This window comes from Pseudomonas sp. R38(2017), assembly GCF_002112395.1.
GTDB lineage: Bacteria > Pseudomonadota > Gammaproteobacteria > Pseudomonadales > Pseudomonadaceae > Aquipseudomonas.
This window is the reverse complement of the sequence record NZ_NEHN01000003.1, coordinates 255,240-275,508: the sequence shown is the minus strand read 5'-3', so window position 1 is coordinate 275,508 and position 20,269 is coordinate 255,240. Positions and strand designations below refer to the sequence as shown.

At 59.8% G+C, this 20,269-nt stretch carries 17 protein-coding genes and 1 pseudogene; 9 read left to right on the top strand and 9 right to left on the bottom strand.

The genetic code is table 11. The annotated features are described in order from the left end of the window. Positions 1 to 32 precede the first annotated feature (32 nt). The 3 genes from CAF87_RS08055 to fecA all read left to right on the top strand — a co-directional run bounded on the left by CAF87_RS08055 (position 33) and on the right by fecA (position 3,872). Positions 33 to 521: a sigma-70 family RNA polymerase sigma factor gene (locus CAF87_RS08055; RefSeq protein ID WP_085730110.1), complete on the top strand. Its 489-nt coding sequence runs from the start codon at positions 33 to 35 to the stop codon at positions 519 to 521. Further along, positions 518 to 1,447, top strand: coding sequence for a DUF4880 domain-containing protein (locus tag CAF87_RS08050; protein WP_085729672.1), 930 nt, complete (start codon positions 518 to 520; stop codon positions 1,445 to 1,447). Before CAF87_RS08055 ends, CAF87_RS08050 begins: the two co-directional genes overlap by 4 nt. A 91-nt stretch (positions 1,448 to 1,538) precedes the next feature. After that, positions 1,539 to 3,872: a TonB-dependent Fe(3+) dicitrate receptor FecA gene (gene fecA, locus CAF87_RS08045; protein WP_085729671.1), complete on the top strand. Its 2,334-nt coding sequence runs from the start codon at positions 1,539 to 1,541 to the stop codon at positions 3,870 to 3,872. A 131-nt stretch (positions 3,873 to 4,003) separates the two neighbouring features. Here fecA and CAF87_RS08040 read toward each other — a convergent pair whose 3' ends face one another. Together CAF87_RS08040 and CAF87_RS08035 are read right to left on the bottom strand one after the other, a co-directional pair. Then, the gene (locus tag CAF87_RS08040) at positions 4,004 to 4,411 is read right to left on the bottom strand and encodes an HPF/RaiA family ribosome-associated protein (protein ID WP_085711730.1); all 408 of its coding nucleotides are present in this window, start codon (positions 4,409 to 4,411) and stop codon (positions 4,004 to 4,006) included. A 200-nt stretch (positions 4,412 to 4,611) separates the two neighbouring features. Next, complete coding sequence (locus CAF87_RS08035; protein WP_085729670.1) at positions 4,612 to 5,559, bottom strand: LysR substrate-binding domain-containing protein; 948 nt, start codon at positions 5,557 to 5,559, stop codon at positions 4,612 to 4,614. Between the two features lie 135 nt (positions 5,560 to 5,694). Between CAF87_RS08035 and CAF87_RS08030 the strand changes: the two genes are divergently transcribed. From CAF87_RS08030 to CAF87_RS08020, 3 genes are all read left to right on the top strand, one after another. Further along, entirely contained in the window at positions 5,695 to 7,071 is a 1,377-nt protein-coding gene (locus tag CAF87_RS08030; protein ID WP_085729669.1) for an L-serine ammonia-lyase, read from the top strand. Between the two features lie 63 nt (positions 7,072 to 7,134). Continuing rightward, positions 7,135 to 8,436 (top strand): HAAAP family serine/threonine permease, encoded by a 1,302-nt coding sequence (locus tag CAF87_RS08025; protein ID WP_085729668.1) that lies wholly within the window; start codon positions 7,135 to 7,137, stop codon positions 8,434 to 8,436. Between the two features lie 199 nt (positions 8,437 to 8,635). After that, positions 8,636 to 8,953 (top strand): DUF3509 domain-containing protein, encoded by a 318-nt coding sequence (locus tag CAF87_RS08020; protein WP_085729667.1) that lies wholly within the window; start codon positions 8,636 to 8,638, stop codon positions 8,951 to 8,953. On the opposite strand, the gene CAF87_RS08015 is transcribed toward CAF87_RS08020, so the two are convergent. Continuing rightward, positions 8,950 to 9,450: a phosphate-starvation-inducible protein PsiE gene (locus CAF87_RS08015; protein ID WP_003221775.1), complete on the bottom strand. Its 501-nt coding sequence runs from the start codon at positions 9,448 to 9,450 to the stop codon at positions 8,950 to 8,952. The genes CAF87_RS08020 and CAF87_RS08015 overlap by 4 nt on opposite strands. A gap of 293 nt (positions 9,451 to 9,743) precedes the next feature. Here CAF87_RS08015 and CAF87_RS08010 point away from each other — a divergent pair. Continuing rightward, positions 9,744 to 10,001 (top strand): annotated as a pseudogene (locus tag CAF87_RS08010) (YebG family protein); the annotation flags it as partial. A gap of 153 nt (positions 10,002 to 10,154) precedes the next feature. On the opposite strand, the gene CAF87_RS08005 reads toward CAF87_RS08010, so the two are convergent. Continuing rightward, complete coding sequence (locus CAF87_RS08005) at positions 10,155 to 11,174, bottom strand: Glu/Leu/Phe/Val dehydrogenase dimerization domain-containing protein (RefSeq protein ID WP_085711736.1); 1,020 nt, start codon at positions 11,172 to 11,174, stop codon at positions 10,155 to 10,157. A gap of 185 nt (positions 11,175 to 11,359) precedes the next feature. Between CAF87_RS08005 and CAF87_RS08000 the strand changes: the two genes are divergently transcribed. Beyond that, positions 11,360 to 12,163: a SirB1 family protein gene (locus CAF87_RS08000; RefSeq protein ID WP_085729665.1), complete on the top strand. Its 804-nt coding sequence runs from the start codon at positions 11,360 to 11,362 to the stop codon at positions 12,161 to 12,163. Here the strand turns inward: CAF87_RS08000 and CAF87_RS07995 are convergent. The 4 genes from CAF87_RS07995 to hmgA form a co-directional block, all read right to left on the bottom strand. After that, on the bottom strand, positions 12,087 to 13,484 hold the full coding sequence (locus tag CAF87_RS07995) for an aromatic acid/H+ symport family MFS transporter (protein WP_085729664.1): 1,398 nt from the start codon (positions 13,482 to 13,484) through the stop codon (positions 12,087 to 12,089). The genes CAF87_RS08000 and CAF87_RS07995 overlap by 77 nt on opposite strands. Positions 13,485 to 13,565: 81 nt before the next feature. After that, entirely contained in the window at positions 13,566 to 14,204 is a 639-nt protein-coding gene (gene maiA / locus CAF87_RS07990; RefSeq protein WP_085729663.1) for a maleylacetoacetate isomerase, read from the bottom strand. 12 nt (positions 14,205 to 14,216) lie between these two features. After that, positions 14,217 to 15,521 (bottom strand): fumarylacetoacetase, encoded by a 1,305-nt coding sequence (gene fahA, locus CAF87_RS07985; RefSeq protein ID WP_085729662.1) that lies wholly within the window; start codon positions 15,519 to 15,521, stop codon positions 14,217 to 14,219. A gap of 3 nt (positions 15,522 to 15,524) precedes the next feature. Beyond that, positions 15,525 to 16,820 carry a homogentisate 1,2-dioxygenase gene (gene hmgA / locus CAF87_RS07980; RefSeq protein ID WP_085729661.1) on the bottom strand — a complete coding sequence of 432 codons (1,296 nt, stop codon included), beginning with the start codon at positions 16,818 to 16,820 and terminating at the stop codon, positions 15,525 to 15,527. 163 nt (positions 16,821 to 16,983) lie between these two features. Between hmgA and CAF87_RS07975 the strand changes: the two genes are divergently transcribed. Next, positions 16,984 to 17,778 (top strand): IclR family transcriptional regulator, encoded by a 795-nt coding sequence (locus CAF87_RS07975; protein ID WP_085729660.1) that lies wholly within the window; start codon positions 16,984 to 16,986, stop codon positions 17,776 to 17,778. A gap of 3 nt (positions 17,779 to 17,781) precedes the next feature. Here the strand turns inward: CAF87_RS07975 and CAF87_RS07970 are convergent, their stop codons facing one another. Next, positions 17,782 to 20,175, bottom strand: a complete 2,394-nt coding sequence (locus tag CAF87_RS07970; protein ID WP_085729659.1) for a dermonecrotic toxin domain-containing protein — start codon at positions 20,173 to 20,175, stop codon at positions 17,782 to 17,784. Positions 20,176 to 20,269: the final 94 nt, after the last annotated feature.

Below are 20,269 nucleotides of genomic sequence, written 5' to 3'. Positions count from 1 at the left end.
AACGCATCCCGCATGCGCCCGGAGTGATGCCGTTGTCGTCCGCCCATCCCGTCGAATCGCTGTATCAGGCCCATCACAGCTGGCTCACCGGCTGGCTGCGGCGCAAACTCGGCTGCCCGGACAGCGCCGCCGATCTGGCCCAGGACACGTTCATCCGGGTGCTGACCGCACGAGAACCACCGGTGATCATCGAGCCCCGGGCGTTTCTCACCACCCTGGCCAAGCGCGTGCTGTTCAACCATTACCGTCGCCAGGATCTGGAGCGCGCCTACCTCGACACCCTCGCGCAGATGCCGGAAGTGGTCGCGCCTTCGGAAGAAGAGAAAGCGATCATCCTGCAAACCCTGATGGAGCTGGATCAGTTGCTCGACGGTCTGCCGCGTGCGGTCAAACGTGCATTTCTGCTGGCACAGGTCGATGGCCTGACGTACCCGCAGATTGCCGCTGAACTGGGCATCTCCGTGGCCACGGTCAAACGTCATCTGAACAAAGCGGCAATGCGCTGCTACTTCGCCCTGTGAACCCGCCGATGGATTTTTCCGCACAGGTCGCCGAGCAGGCGGTGCACTGGCTGCTGGAAATGCAGCAGGGCCCGTTGAATCCGCGCCAGCAACAAGCCTGGCAACAATGGATCGACGCCCACAGCGAACATCGCCGCGCCTGGGAACACATTCAGCGGGTCAATTCGCGGTTGCGCGGATTGTCATCGCCTCTGGCCCATGCCGCGTTGAACGCGCCGAAGTCCAATAGCCGGCGTCAGGCGCTGAAGTTGTTGCTGATTCTCGGCGCCGGCTCGGCAGTTACCTGGGGAATGCGCGAGCACAATCCGTTGCCGTCACTGCTGGCCGAATACCGCAGCCCGATCGGTCAGCGGCGCAAGATTTCGCTTGGCGCAGGAGGCCAGTTGCAACTCAACACCGCGAGTGCGGCGGATGTCAGCGGTGACGGTCTGATCCGTCTGCTCGAAGGCGAAATGCTGCTGACCGCCACTCAATCCTTCGAAGTGCAAACCGCCCAATGCCTGCTGAAAACTCGAGGGGCGCGGATCAATGTTCGGCAGTTTGCCGACCGCACGCAGGTTGCGTTGTTTGAGGGTCGAGTCGAGTTGAGCACACAGGATCGCGCTCCGATGTTGCTGCCGGTCGCACGGCAATTGAGTTTCAGCGCCACCTCTGTCGGCGAAGCCAAACCGCTGGACGCCAACAGCGGCGCCTGGGCCGACGGCATGCTGGTGGCCGCGCACATGCGCCTGGGTGACTTCCTCGACGAACTCGGCCGCTATCGTCGCGGGCAGCTCAATTGCGATGCGAAAGTGGCTGACTTGCTGATCTCCGGGACTTATCCACTGGACGACAGCGAGCGGATTCTCGATCTGCTGGAAATCAGCCTGCCGGTAAAAGTGAAACGCTTTACCCGTTACTGGGTGACGGTCGAAGCCAAGGTTTGATCAACCGCAAAAATAAATGAGCCGTTTTTCAGATCTGGCGTGACAGAGAAGGAAAGCCCCCCTTTATTCAACCTTCTCAGGACCGTCTTCCATGCACTCCAACCGCCTCACGCCGCTGGCCCGAACCCTGTGCAATCTCGTCCTCGGCGCCAGTCTGAGCTTCAGCGCCCTGCCCTTTGCGCAGGCCGCCGACACCAAGGCTTACCACATCGCCCCGTCGCCGCTGGAAAACGCCCTCAACCAGTTCGGCCGTGAGGCTGGTGTGCTGATCTCGTTTGGCTCGCAGGTCACCAGCGGTGTGCAAAGCCGTGGGCTGGAAGGCAACTACACAGCGGAACAAGGTCTGAACGCGCTGCTCCAAGGCACCGGCCTGCAAGCCCGCGCCGAAGGCGGCAATGCGTTCAGCCTCCAACCGTCGAGCGATACGGCGCTGGAGCTGGACACCTCGAAAGTGGTTGGCGACTGGCTGGGTGAAGCCGCTCAGGTCAACGTTTTTGAACATCCCGGCGCTCGTGACGTGATCCGTCGCGAAGAATTCGAACGCCAGGGCGCAACCCAGGCCCGTGACGTGCTCAATCGTATTCCCGGTGTCAACGCCCCGGAAAACAACGGCACCGGCAGCCACGACATGGCGCTGAACTTCGGCATACGCGGCCTCAACCCGCGCCTGGCCGCACGTTCGACCGTTTTGATGGACGGCATTCCGGTGCCGTTCGCGCCTTACGGTCAACCACAGTTGTCGTTCGCACCGATCAGCATGGGCAACATGGACGCGGTGGACGTCGTGCGAGGTGGCGGCGCCGTGCGTTACGGCCCGCAAAACGTCGGCGGCGTGGTCAACTTTGTGACCCGGGCGATTCCGGACGAGCCGACCGTCAAGGGCGGATTCCAGACCGAAACCAGTCCATCGTCCAGCCATGACGGCTTCAAGACCAGCGCCAACCTGCTGGCCGGCGGCACCAACGAGAACGGACTGGGCGGTGCGATACTGTATTCCGGCACGCGCGGTGGCGACTGGCGCGAACACAGCGACACGGAAATCGACGACCTGATCTTCAAGGGCAAATACCAGCTCGACGAAGCCAACAGTTTCAACGCCATGGCCCAGTATTACGAAGGCAAGGCCGACATGCCCGGTGGCCTGAATGTCGCCGATTACGATGCCGACCCGTATCAGTCGACCCGGCCGAAAGACCAGTTCTGGGGCCGTCGCACGATGTTCAACTTCGGCTATCGCTACCAGGAAGATCGCCGCGAATTCACCGCCAACACCTTCTTCACCAAGACCCTGCGCAGCGGTTATCTGGATCAGGGCACGTTCCTGTCGCTGTCACCACGCGAATACTGGGTTCGCGGTCTGGAAACCCGTTTCGCCCAAGGCTTCGACATCGGCCCGACCAGCCATGAAGTCGGTGTCGGCTATCGCTACATCAACGAGGCCGGCCACGAGTTGCGCTATCGCACATCGATCGCCAGCAACGAATTCCCGACCACCAACAGCCGCAACGACCGCGACACTCGTGGCGGCACCGAGGCCAATGCGTTCTTCGTCGATGACCGGATCGACATCGGCAAGTGGACGATCACACCGGGCGTGCGCTACGAGATGATCGAATCGCAGCAGACCAACAACCTGACCAACGTCAAATACAAGGGCGACTACAACACCGCACTGCCGGCGTTGAACGTGCTGTATCACCTGACCGACACCTGGAACCTGTACGCCAACACCGAAGGTTCGTTCGGCAGCGTGCAATACAGCCAGATGCCCAACCGCGTAAGCAGCGGCGAAGTGAAACCGGAGAAGGCCCGCACCTGGGAACTCGGCACCCGTTACGACAACGGTGCGCTGCGCGCGGAAATCGGCGCGTTCCTGATCAACTTCGACAACCAGTACGAGAGCAACCAGACCAATGATTCGGTCATTGCCCGTGGCGAAACCCGCCATCAAGGCATCGAGACCAGCGTCAATTACGCGCTGGATGACTTGAGTCCGGCACTGGCCGGCTTCGATGTCTACGCCACTTATGCCTATGTCGACGCGACCATCCGCGAGGACGGTCCGAACAAGGGCAATCGTGTGCCGTTCTCGTCGAAACACAAAGGCACGATCGGCGTCGGTTACACCGAAGGGCCGTGGAAACTGAATCTGGACAGCAGCTTCCAGAGCGACCAGTTCGCCGACAACGCCAACACCTCGAAGGAAAGCGCCGACGGCAGCACCGGCAAGATCCCGGGCTACATGCTGTTCAGCAGCCGCGCCGGTTATGACTTCGGCCCGCAGCTGTCGGACCTGAACGTAGCAGTGGGGGTGAAGAACATCTTCAACACCCAATACTTCACTCGCTCGTTCGATGACAACAACAAGGGCAAGTATGTCGGTGAGCCGCGCACGGTGTATGTGCAGACATCCGTTGCCTTCTGATATCTAAATGCACCCGGCCCTCTCCCGAAGGGAAAGGGGTTTCATATACGAGCCGATCACCCCCCCAATAAAACGAAACGGGCCTGCAATCGCAGGCCCGTTCTCATTGGGTGACTTATAAAATCAGCGCATCAACTGTTGATCGCTGCCTGTTCGTTTTCCAGAAACTCTTCCTCCAGCAACCGGTCATTCGCCTTTCTTTCGAACGGCACCACAGCGGCTCGCGGTTTTCCGCGCAGTTTGCCAAACAGGTGCTCCAGCGCGTGCTCCAGTTTTTCGGCTGCACCATCGATCGCCTGTTCCAGCGAATCGGCTTTGTGGGTGACGGAAATCGGTTGATGGCCTTTTGGCCGCGCCTCCAGTTGGCAGCGCAAATCATGGGGACCCGGTTTGTCACCGTTCTCGTCGCTCAGATGGACTTCGACACGGGTCAGGTCTTCCTCATAACGGTCGAGCGTGCTCTCAATTGTGGTTCGTACCCACTCCTCCAGTCGTTTGCTGCTTTGAATATGGTTGTCGCTGTTGACTTGGATTTGCATAGTTCATCCCTTATTTCAGCTAGCTCGCAAGAGGCCTTGAACAGGATTTCGTGACCTCTTGATTACAACAATCGGCCCGTGTGACGAACATTTCAACCCCTGAAAAAAGATAAATATTCATACGCAAAAAAAGCCGGACAACCGAGTGAAGCGCTGGTAAGGTCGGGAGTTGCATCGCCCCGTCACCCTGAAAAATCTGCTCACAATTGGCCATCACTTAACGGGTGCAGGCTGCGGAAAATCCCCGCTTCTTCCACCAGCCAGTCATGCACCGCGCGCACGCCCGGATGGCTCAGCGCACCCGGCGCATAGAGCAATACATAGCGCTTGTGATTGGGCACCGAAATTCCGAACGGCACGATCAAAGTCCCCCGCTCCAACTCATCGTTAAGCAGTGTGCGCCGAGCAATCGCCACACCCATCCCGGCAATCGCCGCTTCGATGGTCAAATGGTTGCGATTGAACGTGTGCCCGCGCCGTACGTCGGCACCATCGAAACCGATGGCGTTGAGATAAAACTCCCACTCCGCGTATTCATAACTGCCCCGCCAGGCCGTGATGTCGTGCAGCAACGGGAAATGCACAAGATCCGCCGGCCCGTGCAACGGCGGCCGTCCGCGCAACAGGCTCGGCGCACACACCGGGAAAATCTGCTCGTCGAGCAGGGCTGTGGATAACAGGCCCGGATAGCTGCCGTCGTTAAGATCGATGGCCAGGTCGAAATCCCCTTCATGCAACGGCACGCTGCTGTCTTCGGCCACCAGCCGCAGCTGGATGTCCGGGTAACGCTGTTGCAGGCGCGGCAGACGCGGGGTCAGCCATTTGCTGAGGAATGACGGAATCGAGCGTACCCTCAGAATCCCGCTGATCATCCCCGCATCCAGACGACGTAACTCAGCATCGATGCTGCCGTAAGCCTCGTTGACCGTGATCGCCAGTCGCTGTCCTTCCGCGCTCAACTCCACGCCCCGGGCACGACGGTGAAACAGGCGAAAACCCAGACGCTCTTCCAGCTGTCGGATTTGCTGACTCACCGCCCCCGGGGTGATGTGCAATTCTTCGGCACACCGGGTGAATGACAGGTGCCGCGCGGCACAGGAAAACACCTGCAGCCAAACGTAAGTCTGGGCATGCAATTGACGACTCATTGTTTAGTCCTGCTAAAGGCTTACTTAGGAAGTTTCGTTAGTCACGTTGAAGCGAGGTAGGCAGTATCGCCGACATTGCGCTTGTCCTACAAAAAATGGCGGCGATTCCTACTCCATTGCTTGTAAGGCTTTAGCATGGCTATCAGTGTTTTCGATCTATTCAAAGTCGGCATCGGTCCGTCCAGTTCCCACACCGTCGGCCCGATGCGCGCCGCCGCGACCTTCGCCCAGGCCCTGATCGATCAACATTTGCTGCTCGATGTGCAGCGGGTGGAAATCCGTTTGTACGGCTCGCTTTCCGCCACCGGCGTCGGCCATGCCACTGACCGCGCGACGGTCATGGGTCTGATGGGTGAATGGCCAGACAGCATCGATCCGTCGACCATCGAGCCACGCATCCAGCAACTGCGCGAAACGGGTCAACTGTCTCTGGCCGGTGAACGCTCGATTGCCTTCCACTGGCAGCACGATCTCCTGTTGCTGGACGAGAGCCTGCCCTACCACCCGAACGCCATGTCGCTGACAGCCTTCGGTGCATCCGGGCAACTGTTCGAGCAAACGTACTACTCGGTCGGCGGCGGTTTCATCATCGAAGCGGCCGAAGCCGAATCTGGCGTAGCGCCGACCGGCGACGTCGAGTTGCCTTACGAATTCTCCAGCGCTGTCGAACTGCTGGCGCTGTGCAAGCAGCATGACCTGCGGGTTTCCGAACTGATGATGGCCAACGAACGGGCCTGGCGCAGCGACGCCGAGATCCGTCAGGGCCTGCTGCATATCTGGTCGGTGATGCGCGAGTGCGTCGAGCAGGGCCTGCGTCACGAAGGCGTCCTGCCTGGCGGTCTGAATGTTCCGCGTCGTGCGGCGAAATTGCACCGCAGCCTGCTGGAAATCGGTAAGCCGAACGTCATCAGTTCGACCCTGTCGGCGATGGAGTGGGTCAACCTGTTCGCCCTCGCCGTCAACGAAGAAAACGCCGCCGGCGGGCGCATGGTCACCGCGCCGACCAACGGTGCCGCCGGGATCATTCCGGCCGTCCTGCACTACTACATGAAATTCAATCCGGACGCGTCCGACGATGACGTGGTTGCGTTCTTTCTGGGCGCGGCAGCGGTCGGCATCCTGTGCAAGAAAAACGCTTCGATCTCCGGCGCCGAAGTCGGCTGCCAGGGCGAAGTCGGCTCTGCCTGTGCAATGGCCGCTGCGGGGCTCGCCGATGTGCTCGGCGCCACCCCGGAACAACTGGAAAACGCCGCCGAAATCGGCCTGGAACACAACCTCGGCCTGACCTGCGACCCAGTCGGCGGGCTCGTGCAGGTGCCGTGCATCGAGCGCAACGCCATCGCTGCAGTGAAGGCGATCAACGCCACACAAATGGCCCTGCGCGGCGACGGCAAACACTTCATTTCCCTCGACCGGGTCATCCGCACCATGCGCGACACCGGCGCCGACATGCATGACAAATACAAAGAAACTTCACGGGGCGGCCTGGCCGTGAGCTGGGTGGAGTGCTGAGGAGCGCTCCCTGACTGCCCGTAACACGTGAGCCCGAGCAAGAATAATAACGAGGCAAAAACGATGACCGATGTACGTACACCTGCTGCCGAAAATCCTGCTGTAGACCGCACACGCAATGACGAAACCGCCCACAAGGGCTGGAGCAAATTCGACACCACCTGGATGCTCGGCCTCTACGGCACGGCTATCGGTGCCGGTACGCTGTTCCTGCCGATCAACGCCGGTGTCGGCGGCTTCTGGCCGTTGCTGATCCTGGCGTTGCTGGCGTTCCCGATGACCTTCTTCGCGCACCGGGGCCTGACCCGCTTCGTGCTGTCGGGCCGCTCCGGTGACATCACCGAAGTGGTGGAAGAACACTTCGGCATTGGCGCCGGCAAACTGATCACGCTGCTGTATTTTTTCGCGATCTTCCCGATCCTGCTGGTGTACAGCGTGGCGCTGACCAACACCCTGACCAGCTTCCTCGAACACCAATTGCACATCGCCCCGCCGCCGCGCGCGGTGCTGTCGCTGGCGCTGATCCTCGGCCTGATGGCCATCGTGCGTTGCGGTCAGAGCGTGATCGTCAAAGCCATGAGCGTGCTGGTGTATCCGTTCGTCGCCGCGTTGCTGCTACTCGGCATCAGCCTGATTCCGAACTGGAACGGTGCATTCTTCGCCAGCACCCAGGAATCGATGCAAATGTCGGTGTTCATTAAAACCCTGTGGCTGGCGATCCCGGTGATGGTGTTCTCGTTCAACCATTCGCCGATCATTTCCGCGTTCGCCGTCGACCAGAAACAGCGCTATGGCGATCAGGCCGAGCGCAAGAGCAGCGGCATTCTCGCCATGGCTCACGGCATGATGGTCGTCACGGTGATGTTCTTCTGCTTCAGTTGCGTGCTGGCGCTGTCGCCGGCGGATCTGGCAGCGGCCAAGGCGCAGAACATTTCGATCCTGTCGTACCTGGCCAACCACTTCCAGACCCCGGTCATCGCTTACGCCGCGCCGCTGATTGCGCTGGTGGCGATCACCAAATCCTTCCTCGGCCACTACATCGGCGCCAGCGAAGGCTTCCAGGGCATGATCGTCAAAAGCCTGCGGGGTCGTGGCCGGGTGGTGTCGGCGAGCTGGCTGAACCGTGCGACCGCGCTGTTCATGATCCTCAGTTGCTGGGCCGTGGCGACTTTCAACCCGAGCATCCTCGGCATGATCGAAACCCTCGGCGGGCCGGTGATTGCCTGCCTGTTGTTCCTGATGCCGATGTACGCGATCCGCCGCGTGCCATCCTTGCGCCAGTATTCGGGCCAGGTATCCAACGTGTTCGTGGTGCTGATCGGCCTGATTGCACTGTCGGCGATCATCTATTCGGTTCTGCCCTGAAACGGGCCGCAAACAAAGAAGGCGAGCCATGGGCTCGCCTTCTTTTTGGCCGGTTTCATTGTTCGACAATATTCCCGGCATGTCCCTTGCTACATCGCTGAAGTACACAGGACCACGGAAGGGCCGACGGTCAGGTTTGGCGAACCAACCCGATCAAGGCCGGTCAACAACTGCACGTTCAATCAGGCGGTGACGCATCATGGACAATCCTTTTCAGATCATTACCGATGCTTTTGCGCCGGACTATCAGATCAACCTGAGCATTCAGGGCCTCGACGGCAGCATCATGCTGACCCTCTCCAACAGCGGCCGGATCGTCGCCAAACGGATGATCAGCGCCGAACAGCGCAACGATCCCAAGCGCTTGAAACGGCTGGTACAAAGCATTCAGTTCGGCATCGCCATCGAACAAGGCCACAGCGCCATGGCGATCCTGGAGGCCATGACCCGCGGCGACGGGCTCACCCCGCCACCGCGCCAGATCAAGGGGCAGCACCGGCCGTCAATCGGTCTTTAGAGCTCGCCTTTCTCGATCTCAGGGTGTTCACCGGAGCCCGCACCGAGCTTGCGTTGCGGCTTCTCGATTTTCACCGAAGGGAATTGCGACGAGGCGTAACGTACCACCAGGATCGAAAACGCCAGCAACAGAATCCCGCCGCACAGGTAGATGATGCCCATGTCTGGCGGGTTGTGGTGCGAGACGTTGGAGATCAGCAACCGCGTCAGTGCGGTGATCGCCACATAGATCAGGAAGCGCACCGGCATGTGATTGGTCTTGAAATAAATCCCGACCATCGCCCCCAGTTCCAGATAGATGAACAGCAACAGAATGTCATCGATCTTGATGTGCCCTTCCTCGAGCATCCCGAGAAATTCCATCACCGCCGCCCAGGCAGTTACCGCACCAATGGCGAACAGCGCCAGGTAGTGGAAAGTCTCGACGAACAGGTTGCCCAGGGACTCGGCCAGTTGATGCACGTTTTGCCGCAGTTTCTCGGCCCAGTTGATTTTCACGATGAAGGTTCCTTAGCCCGGTTCGAGCGGATGTTGAGCATTGGACGTGACGGTTATTGCACACGTACTCATATGCATGCAGAAAAGAGGCCACGCCATCATGGCGAGGCGCCGCGAAACCCGCGCCGTGGCGTTTGGTCGCACCTTTACATAACCGTCGGGCTGAAAAAATCCGAATCCGGTCTACATTAAAAAGCCACTACCCAAAGCGCAGGGATTCGCTTATTCTTTTCGCTGTATATAGATACAGTAGTCGCAAAGACAACTTAATGTGAAGGCATGTGAGGTGGTGAATGGCCGTCGAAGTGGTATACCGCAGCAGCCGAGATCTGGAGCGCTTGTTCATGGATAAAGCCGAAGCTGACCGTCATGACAAAATGCTCGAACTGGCCGAACTGTTGGCCGAAGTGCTGGAAAAAGCCGTTCCTTCGTTGAGCGAGCAGCAAGTGGAAGAAGTCGGGATCTTCATGGCGAAGAACCGCGATGTGTTCGCCCGGGCGTTCAAGAGCCAGCCTGATGCCCTGTCGGAGCTGATCAACGCACCTGCTGCGCCGGTTGTGGCGACCGAGACGGCAGACGCGGACGAACCGGTAGAAACGCCAGCCAAACCTGCCAAGGCGGCGAAAACTGCGAAGTAATCGACACCTGAATTGAATAGCCCCTGAGTTGCAAGACTCAGGGGCTTTTTCATGCCAAGACAAACCTCAGCGGTACAACACTTTCTCCGCCAGTTCATCCGCCACCCGCGCCGGCGAACGTTTTTCTGCCTGGGCGTGGGCAAACACTTCGGTCAGTCGCGAACTGATTTTCGACAGATGCGCGGTGATGGTCGTCAGTTCTTCGCCACGGTGCTTGAGGGATACGTAGATCAAGCCACCGGCATTGATCACGTAATCCGGCGCATACAGGATGCCGCGCCGTTCCAGCTGATCGGCCACATCCAGATGCGTCAGTTGATTGTTGGCCGACCCCGCCACCGCCGAGCAGCGCAACTGGGTGACGGTGTGGCTGTTGAGCACACCGCCCAGGCCGCACGGCGCAAGGATGTCGCACGGTGTGCTGAGCAAGGCGTCGTTGGCAATCGGATGAGCGTTGAGCTGTTCCATCGCCAGTTGCACCTTGCCGTGGTCGATATCGCTGACCAGCAGTTCGGCGCCAGCGGCATGCAGCTGTTCGGCCAGTGCGTAACCGACATTGCCCAGCCCCTGAATCGCCACGCGCAAACCTTCGAGGTTGTCGCTGCCCAACCGCGCCATGGCCGTGGCGCGAATCCCGGTGAACACGCCCATTGCCGCGTGCGGTGCCGGGTCGCCGGCCGAGGTGGTACTGGTGACGTGCTGGGTCTGCTGGGCGATGCAGTCCATGTCCGCCACCGAAGTGCCGCTGTCGATGGCGGTGATGTAGCGGCCGTCGAGTTGATCGATGCAACGACCGAATGCTTCGAACAGCGCGCCACGGTTTTCCACATGGGCCGGCCGCACGATCACGGCCACGCCGCCGCCCTGGGCCAGACCGGCCAGCGCGGCCTTGTAGCTCATACCCTGAGCCAGGCGTATGGCGTCCGCGACGGCGGACTCGTCATTCGGATAGGCAAGATAGCGACATCCGCCCAGGGCTGGCCCGAGGCGACTGTTATGGATGGCAATGACCGCCTTCAATCCGGAGACCGGATCAACGCTAAGGTGCAGCGATTCCAGGCGAGTGCTTTGCATGAGAGCGAACATCGGCAGGCTCCCGAATCACTTCTGGTAGTCGCCAGTATAGGCTTGCGCCCAAAAATTGCTGAAGCGCACGGGAATAAGGCCCGACAGCGACCAATGTGTTGCGGCATAACCCGATGGCAGAGCGGCCCCGACACTGGACGAATGGCAAAGACGGGGCTAAAACGAGGCATGCCCCGGAGATTTAGATGAGTCCGCGCCAACGTTTCTTCGATTGTCTGCACCGTTCACCGCCCGCGCTGTTCGAAGCCGCGTTGTGGATGGCCGCCGAACACGACAAACAAGCCGATCCCGAAGCGCTGTTGCAGGAATTCAAGGAACTGCAGCAGCGAGTCAGTTATGGCTTGCCGTTGCTTCCGGTCAGCGAGCTGGCGCAACCGTTGCTGCGGCGCATGACCGACCTCGGTTTTGCCCAGGATGATTTCGTACCGCTGCGTCCGCAGGCCGCGATGGTGCACAAAGTCATGCAGACCAAACGCGGCCAGCCGCTGGCGCTGGCACTGATCGCCCTGGAACTGGCCCGTGGTCTGGAGATCCCGCTGGTTGGCGTGAACTTCCCCGGGCATTTCCTGCTGAAGGTGCCCGGAGCCGATCACCTGCTCGATCCGTGCGGCGGACGGCGCCTGTATCCGAACGATTGCCGCGAACTGTTGCATCGCCAGTACGGCCATCAAATGAAACTCAACGCCGACCACCTGCTGACTGCCGAGCCGGTGCAGATGCTTCAGCGTCTGTCACGCAACCTGCGCCAGTTGCACCTGACCCACGACGATTTCATCGCGGCGCTGATTGATGCCGAGCGCGTACTCGAACTGGGTAACGCCAGCGCCGCCGATTACCTGGCCCGGGCCAGTCTGTACCAGCGCCTCGATTGCCCGAACGCCGAGCGTTTCGATCTGGAGCACGCGCTGTTGCTCAGTGACGACCCGATTCAGCGACTTCGCCTGACGGAGCGGCTGGGGCATCTGCCGCCGAACGCGGTTGTCCACTGAACGGCGCAGTAACTGGCGAACGCACCTGAATGATCAGCAACGCCGCGATCACCGCCGGAATCGCGCAGAAGAAGAAAATCTGCTCCACCGGAATATGCATCGCCAGCAACAGGCTGCCGAACAGCGGCCCGAGAATCGAGCCGAAACGCCCCACTCCCAACGCCCAACCGGTACCGGTGGCGCGCACGTGCGCCGGATAGAAATTGCTGGCGAAGGCATTCAGAGTCAGTTGGCCGCCGATGATGCAGAACCCCGCCGCGAAAACACAGGCCACCAGATAACGCGGGTTGTCGTGATTCAGGCCCAACAGAATGGTGCACAGCGCTGCACCGGCCAGCACACCGGACAGCAGACGCACTTTGCTTTTCAACCGATCAGCGAACCACGCCATGCAGATCGCCCCCAGCGTACCGGCGAACAGGAACATCGACGTCACCAGGTTCGCCTCATTGAGTTGCAAGCCACTTTCCAGCAGCAGCGACGGCAGCCAACTGATCATGAAATACAGCAGGATCAGGCTGACAAAAAAGGTTGCCCAGATCAGCAAGGTCGGACGCGCATAACCGTTGCGGAACAATTCCACCACGGTCAGCTTGCTGCCCTGCTCGCGTTCGTTCTGCTCGACCGATGCGGCGGGCGGTTGCCACTCCGGCAGCATGCGTGCGGTGACCTTGCGCAGGCGCGCATAGGGCGGCGCATCACGTAGAAGACGCGGCAAGGATTCCGGCAGCATCCACCAGAGAAACGGAAACAGCAGCAACGGCGTGACACCACCGGCGAGGAACACCGCTTGCCAGCCAAAACGGTCGATAAAACCGGCCGCGACAAAACCACCCGCCGCCCCGCCGAAAGAGAAACCGCACGCCGCCAGCGTCACCATCAGCGTGCGCAGGCGTGGCGGGGAATACTCCGACATCAACGCCATGGCGCTGGGCATCGCGCCGCCCATGCCGATGCCGCAAATGAAGCGCGCGATCATCAGCGTATTCAGGGAGTCGGCGAACACCATCAGCACGGTGAGGCTGGCGTAGATCAGTACGCAGGCGAGCAGAATCCGCCGCACACCGAAGCGGTCGGCCAGCGGCGTCACGGCGAGCGAGCCTAGCGTCAGGCCGAGCAGGTTGGCGCTGAACACCGGGCCGAACGCCGATTTCTCCAGGCCCCAGTCCTGCGCCAGCGCAGGCACCACGTAACCGAGCACCTGGGCGTCGTAGCCGTCGGTGACCAGCAGCAAGGCGAGAAGAATCAGGAGCAACCACTGAAAGCGGGACACAGGACGGGCGTCGAGTGCCGCCCGGAAGCTGGCAATCTGGTTGTGCATCGCAAGGTACCTGTTTTGTTTTTATGATTTTTTGCGGGTAACCGGAGTGGCGCCCGTGCCTTGCACGGGCGCCATCAAATGCTACTTCGGCGTATCCGGCTGGTTCGCCGGATGCGCCGCGATAAACGCCGGATGTTCAGCGGCCAACGCGGCCACCCGACGGATCCGTGGATACGCCTCCAGCGAAACACTGAACCGCTCGGCCGCGTACAACTGCGGAATCAGGTACACGTCAGCCACACAGGGCCACTCGCCAAAACAGAAACCGCTATCGCCGATCAATTGCTCCACCGTCGCCAGCCCCTGACTGATCCAGTGACCGATCCACTCGTTGACCTGCGGCTCGTCATGCCCCAACCCGCGCAGGCGATTGAGCACGCTGACGTTGTGCAGCGGATGCACGTCGCAGCCAATCACCGCCGCCACACCGCGCACCTGGGCACGGGCAACGAGGTCTTCGGGCAGCAACGGCACCTGTGGATAACGCTCTTCCAGGTACTCGATGATCGCCGGCGACTGGATCAGCAACTTGCCTTCGTCAGTGCGCAGCGCCGGTACCCGGCCCTGAGGATTGATCGCCAGATACGCCGGTTGCCGATGTTCGCCACCGGGCGCTGCGATCAGATTGACCGGCAACGCCTGATAGTCGAGGCCCTTGAGCGCCAGCGCGATCCGCACCCGGTACGACGAGGTGGAACGGTAATAGGTATAGAGTTCCATGACCCGCTCCTGTCAGCGTGCCGCCAGCACGGTGCCACGGCATTCGCCGAAACCGATCGAGGCAAAACCTTCGCGGGCGCAGCGAGCGCGCAGGATGATTTCGTCGCCATCTTCGAGGAATTTGCGCACTTCGCCGGACGCCAGCTCGATCGGCTTTTTACCGCCCTCGGTAATTTCCAGCAGGCTGCCGAACTGGCCGCTTTCAGGGCCAGACAAAGTGCCCGAACCGAACAGGTCACCTGCCTGCAACTGGCAACCGTTGACGCTGTGGTGCGCGACCATTTGTGCAACGGTCCAGTACATGTAGCGGGTGTTGCTCAGGGTCAGGCGATGGGCCGGCAGGTTTTGCTCGCGCATTTTCTCGGTGAGCAGCAGCACTTCCAGTTCGATGTCGAAGCCACCGCCATCCTGATCGCGCTTGTCGAACAGGTACGGCAATGGCTGCGGATCACCTTCCGGGCGCGGCGGTTGCGCGATGCGGAATGGCGCCAGCGCTTCGGCAGTCACCACCCATGGCGAGACGCTGGTGATGAAGCTCTTGGACAGGAACGGGCCGAGCGGCTGATATTCCCAAGCCTGGATATCACGGGCCGACCAGTCGTTGAGCAAGCAGAAACCGGCAATGTGTTCGGCTGCATCGCCAATGGCAATCGGCTCGCCCATCTCGTTGCCCTGCCCGATCCAGATGCCCAGCTCCAGCTCATAGTCCAGACGCGCGCACGGGCCGAAAGTCGGCTCAGTCGCACCAGCCGGCAAGGTCTGGCCTTTAGGACGGCGCACATCGGTGCCGGAAGCACGCACGGTGGAGGCACGACCGTGGTAACCGATCGGCACGTGTTTGTAGTTCGGCAGTAGCGGGTTGTCCGGGCGGAACAGTTTGCCGACGTTCTGCGCGTGCTCGATGCCGACGTAGAAGTCCGTGTAGTCACTGATACGCGCCGGCAGATGCAGTTGGCAATCGGCGGCCAATGGCAGCAGTTTTGCACCCTGGGCTTCGATGTTGCCGCGATGAGTGCTGCCTTCGCTGAACAGCTCCAGCAGGCGTTCACGCAACGCAACGCGGGCATCGCGGCCGAGTTCGAAGAAGGCGTTCAACTGACCGCCGTGCATGGCTTCGACCGCCCTACGCGCGGCGCCGTCGAACAGCCCCGCCTCCAGCGCCACTTGCAGATCAAAGATATGTTCGCCAATCGCCACGCCCGCGCGCGGCGCCGAGCCGTTGAGGCTGAACACACCCAGCGGAAGGTTCTGCAACGGGAAATCGGTGTGGCCGTTGGCCGAAGCGACCCAACTGCGGGTGATGGAATTCTGAGTCATGGGTTATCTCCGGGTCGGGTCGAACGTGGCGGGCAGCGTGGCCCAGCAGGCGTCGTAAGTGGATTGCAGTTGCGGGCAGTCGAGGGCGAAGCGGCTTGGGCGCAGCACCTGGCTGGTCTCGAACATGAACGCCATGGTGTTGTCGATCTTCGCCGGCTTCAGGTCCGCGTTGATGGCTTTGGTGCAGGTCTCGCCGTCCGGGCCGTGGGCGCTCATGCAGCTGTGCAGAGATGCGCCGCCGGGCACAAAACCTTCGGCCTTGGCGTCGTACTCGCCCTGGATCAGGCCCATGAATTCGTTCATCAGGTTGCGGTGGAACCACGGCGGACGGAAGGTGTTCTCGGCCACCATCCAGCGCGGCGGGAAGATCACGAAGTCGAGGTTGGCCAGGCCGTGGACGCTGGTCGGCGAGGTCAGCACGGTGAAGATCGACGGGTCAGGGTGATCGAAACTGACGGTGCCGATGGTGTTGAAGCGGCGCAGGTCATATTTGTACGGCACGTTGTTGCCGTGCCAGGCGACCACGTTCAGCGGCGAATGATTGAGTTCGGTGCCCCACAGCTGGCCAAGGAATTTCTGCACCAGCGTGGTCGGTTGTTGCAGGTTTTCGTAGGCGGCGACCGGGGTCAGAAAGTCTCGCGGATTGGCCAGACCATTGCTGCCGATCGGCCCCAGGTCCGGCAGGCGCAGCGGCGCGCCATGGTTCTCGGCGACGTAGCCGCGCGCTTGCGGATCGAGCAGTTCGACGCGGAATTTCAAACCCCGTGGCAGCACGGCGATTTCCAGCGGCGCCACTTCCAGCACACCCAGTTCGGTGACGATGCGCAGGCGACCCAGTTGCGGCACCAGCAGCAGCTCGCCGTCGGCGTTGAAGAAAACGCGTTCCATCGAACGGTTGGCGCAATAGTGATAGATGCTGATGCCGGCCGGTTTTTCGGCAGCGGAGTTGGCCGCCATGCTCACCAGACCATCGATGAAATCGGTGGGTTCGGCCGGGATGTCCAGCGGGTTCCAGCGCAGGCGATTGGGGGTCACTTCACCCAACGGACCGCCTGCCAGTTGCCGCTCCAGTTTGACGAAGGCCGGGTGATTGGCCGACGGCTGGATCCGGTACATCCAGGTACGCCGCGCTTCGCTGCGGGTCATGGTGAACGCGGTGCCGGAGAACAGTTCGGTGTAGAGACCGTACGGGGCTTTCTGCGGGGAGTTCTGGCCGACGGGCAGTGCGCCGGGCAACGCTTCGGAGCTGAACTCGTTGCCGAAACCGGACTGGTAAGCCAGGGCTGAATCGAGGTTCATGGAGCCTCCTGAACAGGGAGTCGGCATGGCCGGACGCTCTGGATCGGAGGTCTTGGCACGCCGGGGTTATTTTTATCGTAATTCAATTACGCATAACGTAATTTGCTCGCTATCCAGCGTCAAGCTATAAAGACGCCCATTCGTTCCGGGACACGGCAGCACCATGGAAAAAACCAGCGACAGCAACGGCAAACAGAAAGTCCGCTCCGCGGAGGTCGGCACCGACATCCTCAAGGCCCTGGCCGAGTTGTCGCCGTCCACTTCGCTGTCGCGTCTGGCCGAACATGTGCAGATGCCGGCAAGCAAGGTTCATCGTTATCTGCAGGCATTGATCGCCAGCGGCTTCGCCGAGCAGAACACCGCCACCAACCATTACGGCCTCGGCCGTGAAGCGCTGCGCGTTGGCCTGGCGGCACTCAACAGTATGGACGTGCTGAAAGTCGCCGCCCTGCCCCTGGCCGAACTGCGCGACGAGCTCAACGAAACCTGTTTCCTGGCGGTGTGGGGCAATCAGGGCGCGACCGTTGTACACATCGAGCCGGCGGTGCGCGCGGTGACCGTAGTGACACAACTTGGCTCGGTATTACCGCTGCTCAGTTCATCCACCGGTCTGGTCTTCGGCGCGTACCTGCCGCACCGGGAAACCGACGAATTGCGCGAACAGGAAATCGCTGTTGGCGCTCACCCATTGGCCGACGAAAAAGCCTATGCAGTGCTGTGCGAACAGATCCGCGAACGAGGTCTGCATCATGTACACGGCTTGCTGATGCCCGGCGTCGATGCCCTGTCGGCGCCGGTGTTCAACGCCCTCGGGCAGATCGAGGCGGTGTTGACCATCGTCGGCCCGACTTCGTTGTTCCACGCCGACGAAAACGGCCCGGCGGCGCAACGGTTGCTGGCGGTGACGCGGGCCGTGAGTTGGCGGATGGGGTATCAACCCGAGAACAAGTCGGACTGACCGTTACCTGAGGTAGGTCCTGCTGGCGAAGGAATCCGGATCATCGAGAACTGACTGAATGATCGCCAGCGCCTGCAACGGCAGTCTCTGCTGTCCGGTCGCCTGAGAGAAGAATTTCTCGATGGTATAGACATCACCCAGCAACCCGATGAGATCCTTCTGCGTTTTCGTTGGAGCCAGACGGCTATAACCGGCCTTGCCCAGCGAAGCCAGTTCGACCAATGCCCAGAAAATATGGACTTGCGCCGTCACACGATCGCCATCCTTGTAAGCTTCGGCGGCCTCCCAAAGGTTTTTTGTCAGCAACGCTACACTCACCGCAATACCCACAGGCGGAATGACTATGCTGATCGCCGTAGCCGCTGCTTCCACCGCTTTGAAGACCAGTTTGAAAATGATCTCATTGAGGCTTTCTGTTTTCTCGTCGACATCGGAAATGGTCCGCTGGATCAAACCATCGAAATCACCACTGAAGTCCGTGGCTCGGGCATACGGCTGAACAACCGGCATCTGAGTGAAATTTTCCAGTTGTTCAAGATCGGTGATATAGGTTCCGACAACTTTCTGATCCTTGTACATCACCCGCTCGTAAAAATACTGCCCAAGCTCAAGTGTCTTGACGGCCGAAACGAACTCCGAAAACGGCCGGATCGAACGACCGTCGGGTGCATCCGGAGTGAAGAGATAACTCTCGACCTGCCCTGCTGTCACCCAGCGAAAAACAAAGTTTCCCACTACCGGTCGATCCCTTATCTCGAACTGGAACAACCCGGGCTCTTCGAACCCAATGGAGAACAACGGGCGGGTATCGACGTTTTCGCTGGCATCAACAATCCGCATGAGCTGATCGAATTGCGCGGCCCTCAGACGTCCGTGAAAGCGCTCCTGCAAAATGCCGATCTGCATATGGCGACGCGCGACTTGTTTGTGGATCAGACGTTTGAGAGCACCTTCGGCATGGTCAGGATCGAGGTATTTCTCATGCAGCATTGCAATGTATTTTTCACCCGGGCGTAGTGTTCGTGACCAACTGGCAATATGGCGGATATCCAGATTCATCACAGGCAGATGATCATGCGCCAATGTGAATCGGGGATAACTCCAGGGGGAACCTGCATCGTTTGCATAAAAATGGGTTTCGGTGATGATCAACTCCGTCAGTGTCATCTGCACTTGCGGGCTGACGTCAACGAAAATCCGGTCGGGATTGATCGTGATCTGTTCTCCTTTCTCGAGTAGCACCTGCTCGACGCGCTCCTTGATCAGATCAAAGCAGAACCGCTCATACGTGACAAAACCGCCTTCACGCACCATCAGCGTCTGCAATGCCTTGAGTTCGCAATTGATGCGGGCATAGCTCTGGCGTTGATCTATGGACGCTGTTCGATATCCATAGGGGCGCAGGCTTTCTTCTTCGGAAATCCGCCAGGCACGAGCATTTTCAACGATGCCGTTCAAGGCCTCGTCGGCCATGTGCGGTGTCGATGCCAGAATTATGCCTCTCCAGAGACTGGGCATTTTCTCGAGCTTTTTCAGAAAGCCCACAATCTGACGACGGTTCAAGGCATGCGCGCGGGAAGCAATGAAATCGCGCCCCGCCTGCTCCCTTGTCCAGTCGATCACTGTGATGTCGACCTGGCGCAAGCTGCGGCATTCGTACCAGGTCTGACCGCCGGGAGAGTCAGGTGCATAAAGAAACAATGGTTCGCCATTACCCTTGCGAGCCCCGATGACCAGCATCTGAGACAATGGTCGCGTATCTTCGATTATGCGAATGCCATCTATCACAAAGGCATTGTCCCCCATTACGGCACGCTGAACGCTCGATAGATAATCGTCTTTGCTGATGTGGCCCTGATATCGAGCTGCCAATGCGCTTAGCAGGAGTTTTTCACGCAGCGCGTTCTTCATGGCGTCAATAACATCAGCACGTTGGTACAATTTGCCGAGTTCGGCACCGTAGACCGAGCGAACATCACGAACGAGTATGTCCTCCAGCCATTGTTGGTTCAGGCTTGAAGGAAGATCCCGGCCTTTAATGGAGATCTCCCCCCTCTGTTCCTCTTCATGCAGACCTATAATGAATTGCTCAGTCAGCGATCGGGTATCCTCCTGAACGACTTGCCGATTCCCCACACTGAAGGTGTATCGGCAACTGCACTGGATTTCATCGGCGTCGAATTCACGTCCGAACTCAAGTTGCAGAACCTCTCTCACCACATGACGGGCATAGTCTTTCAAAGAGGTATAAGGTGCCAACAAGTCCTGAAGTCTGGTGTCGCTGAGTTCGGACACCCTACTTTGTTCGAGATAAGTTCTCCTTTCCGTCTGTCCCAACCGTTCCAGCCAGGCTGGATAGCTCTCCGACAGAAGTTTTTCATTCAATGCAACATTCATTTAAATACCCTTGGAAGTTATAAAGCAAGACAGGCTTCGGCTTGACTGCCTATAAACTAACCAAGATAAAAAAACGAACACACCCGATAATCAC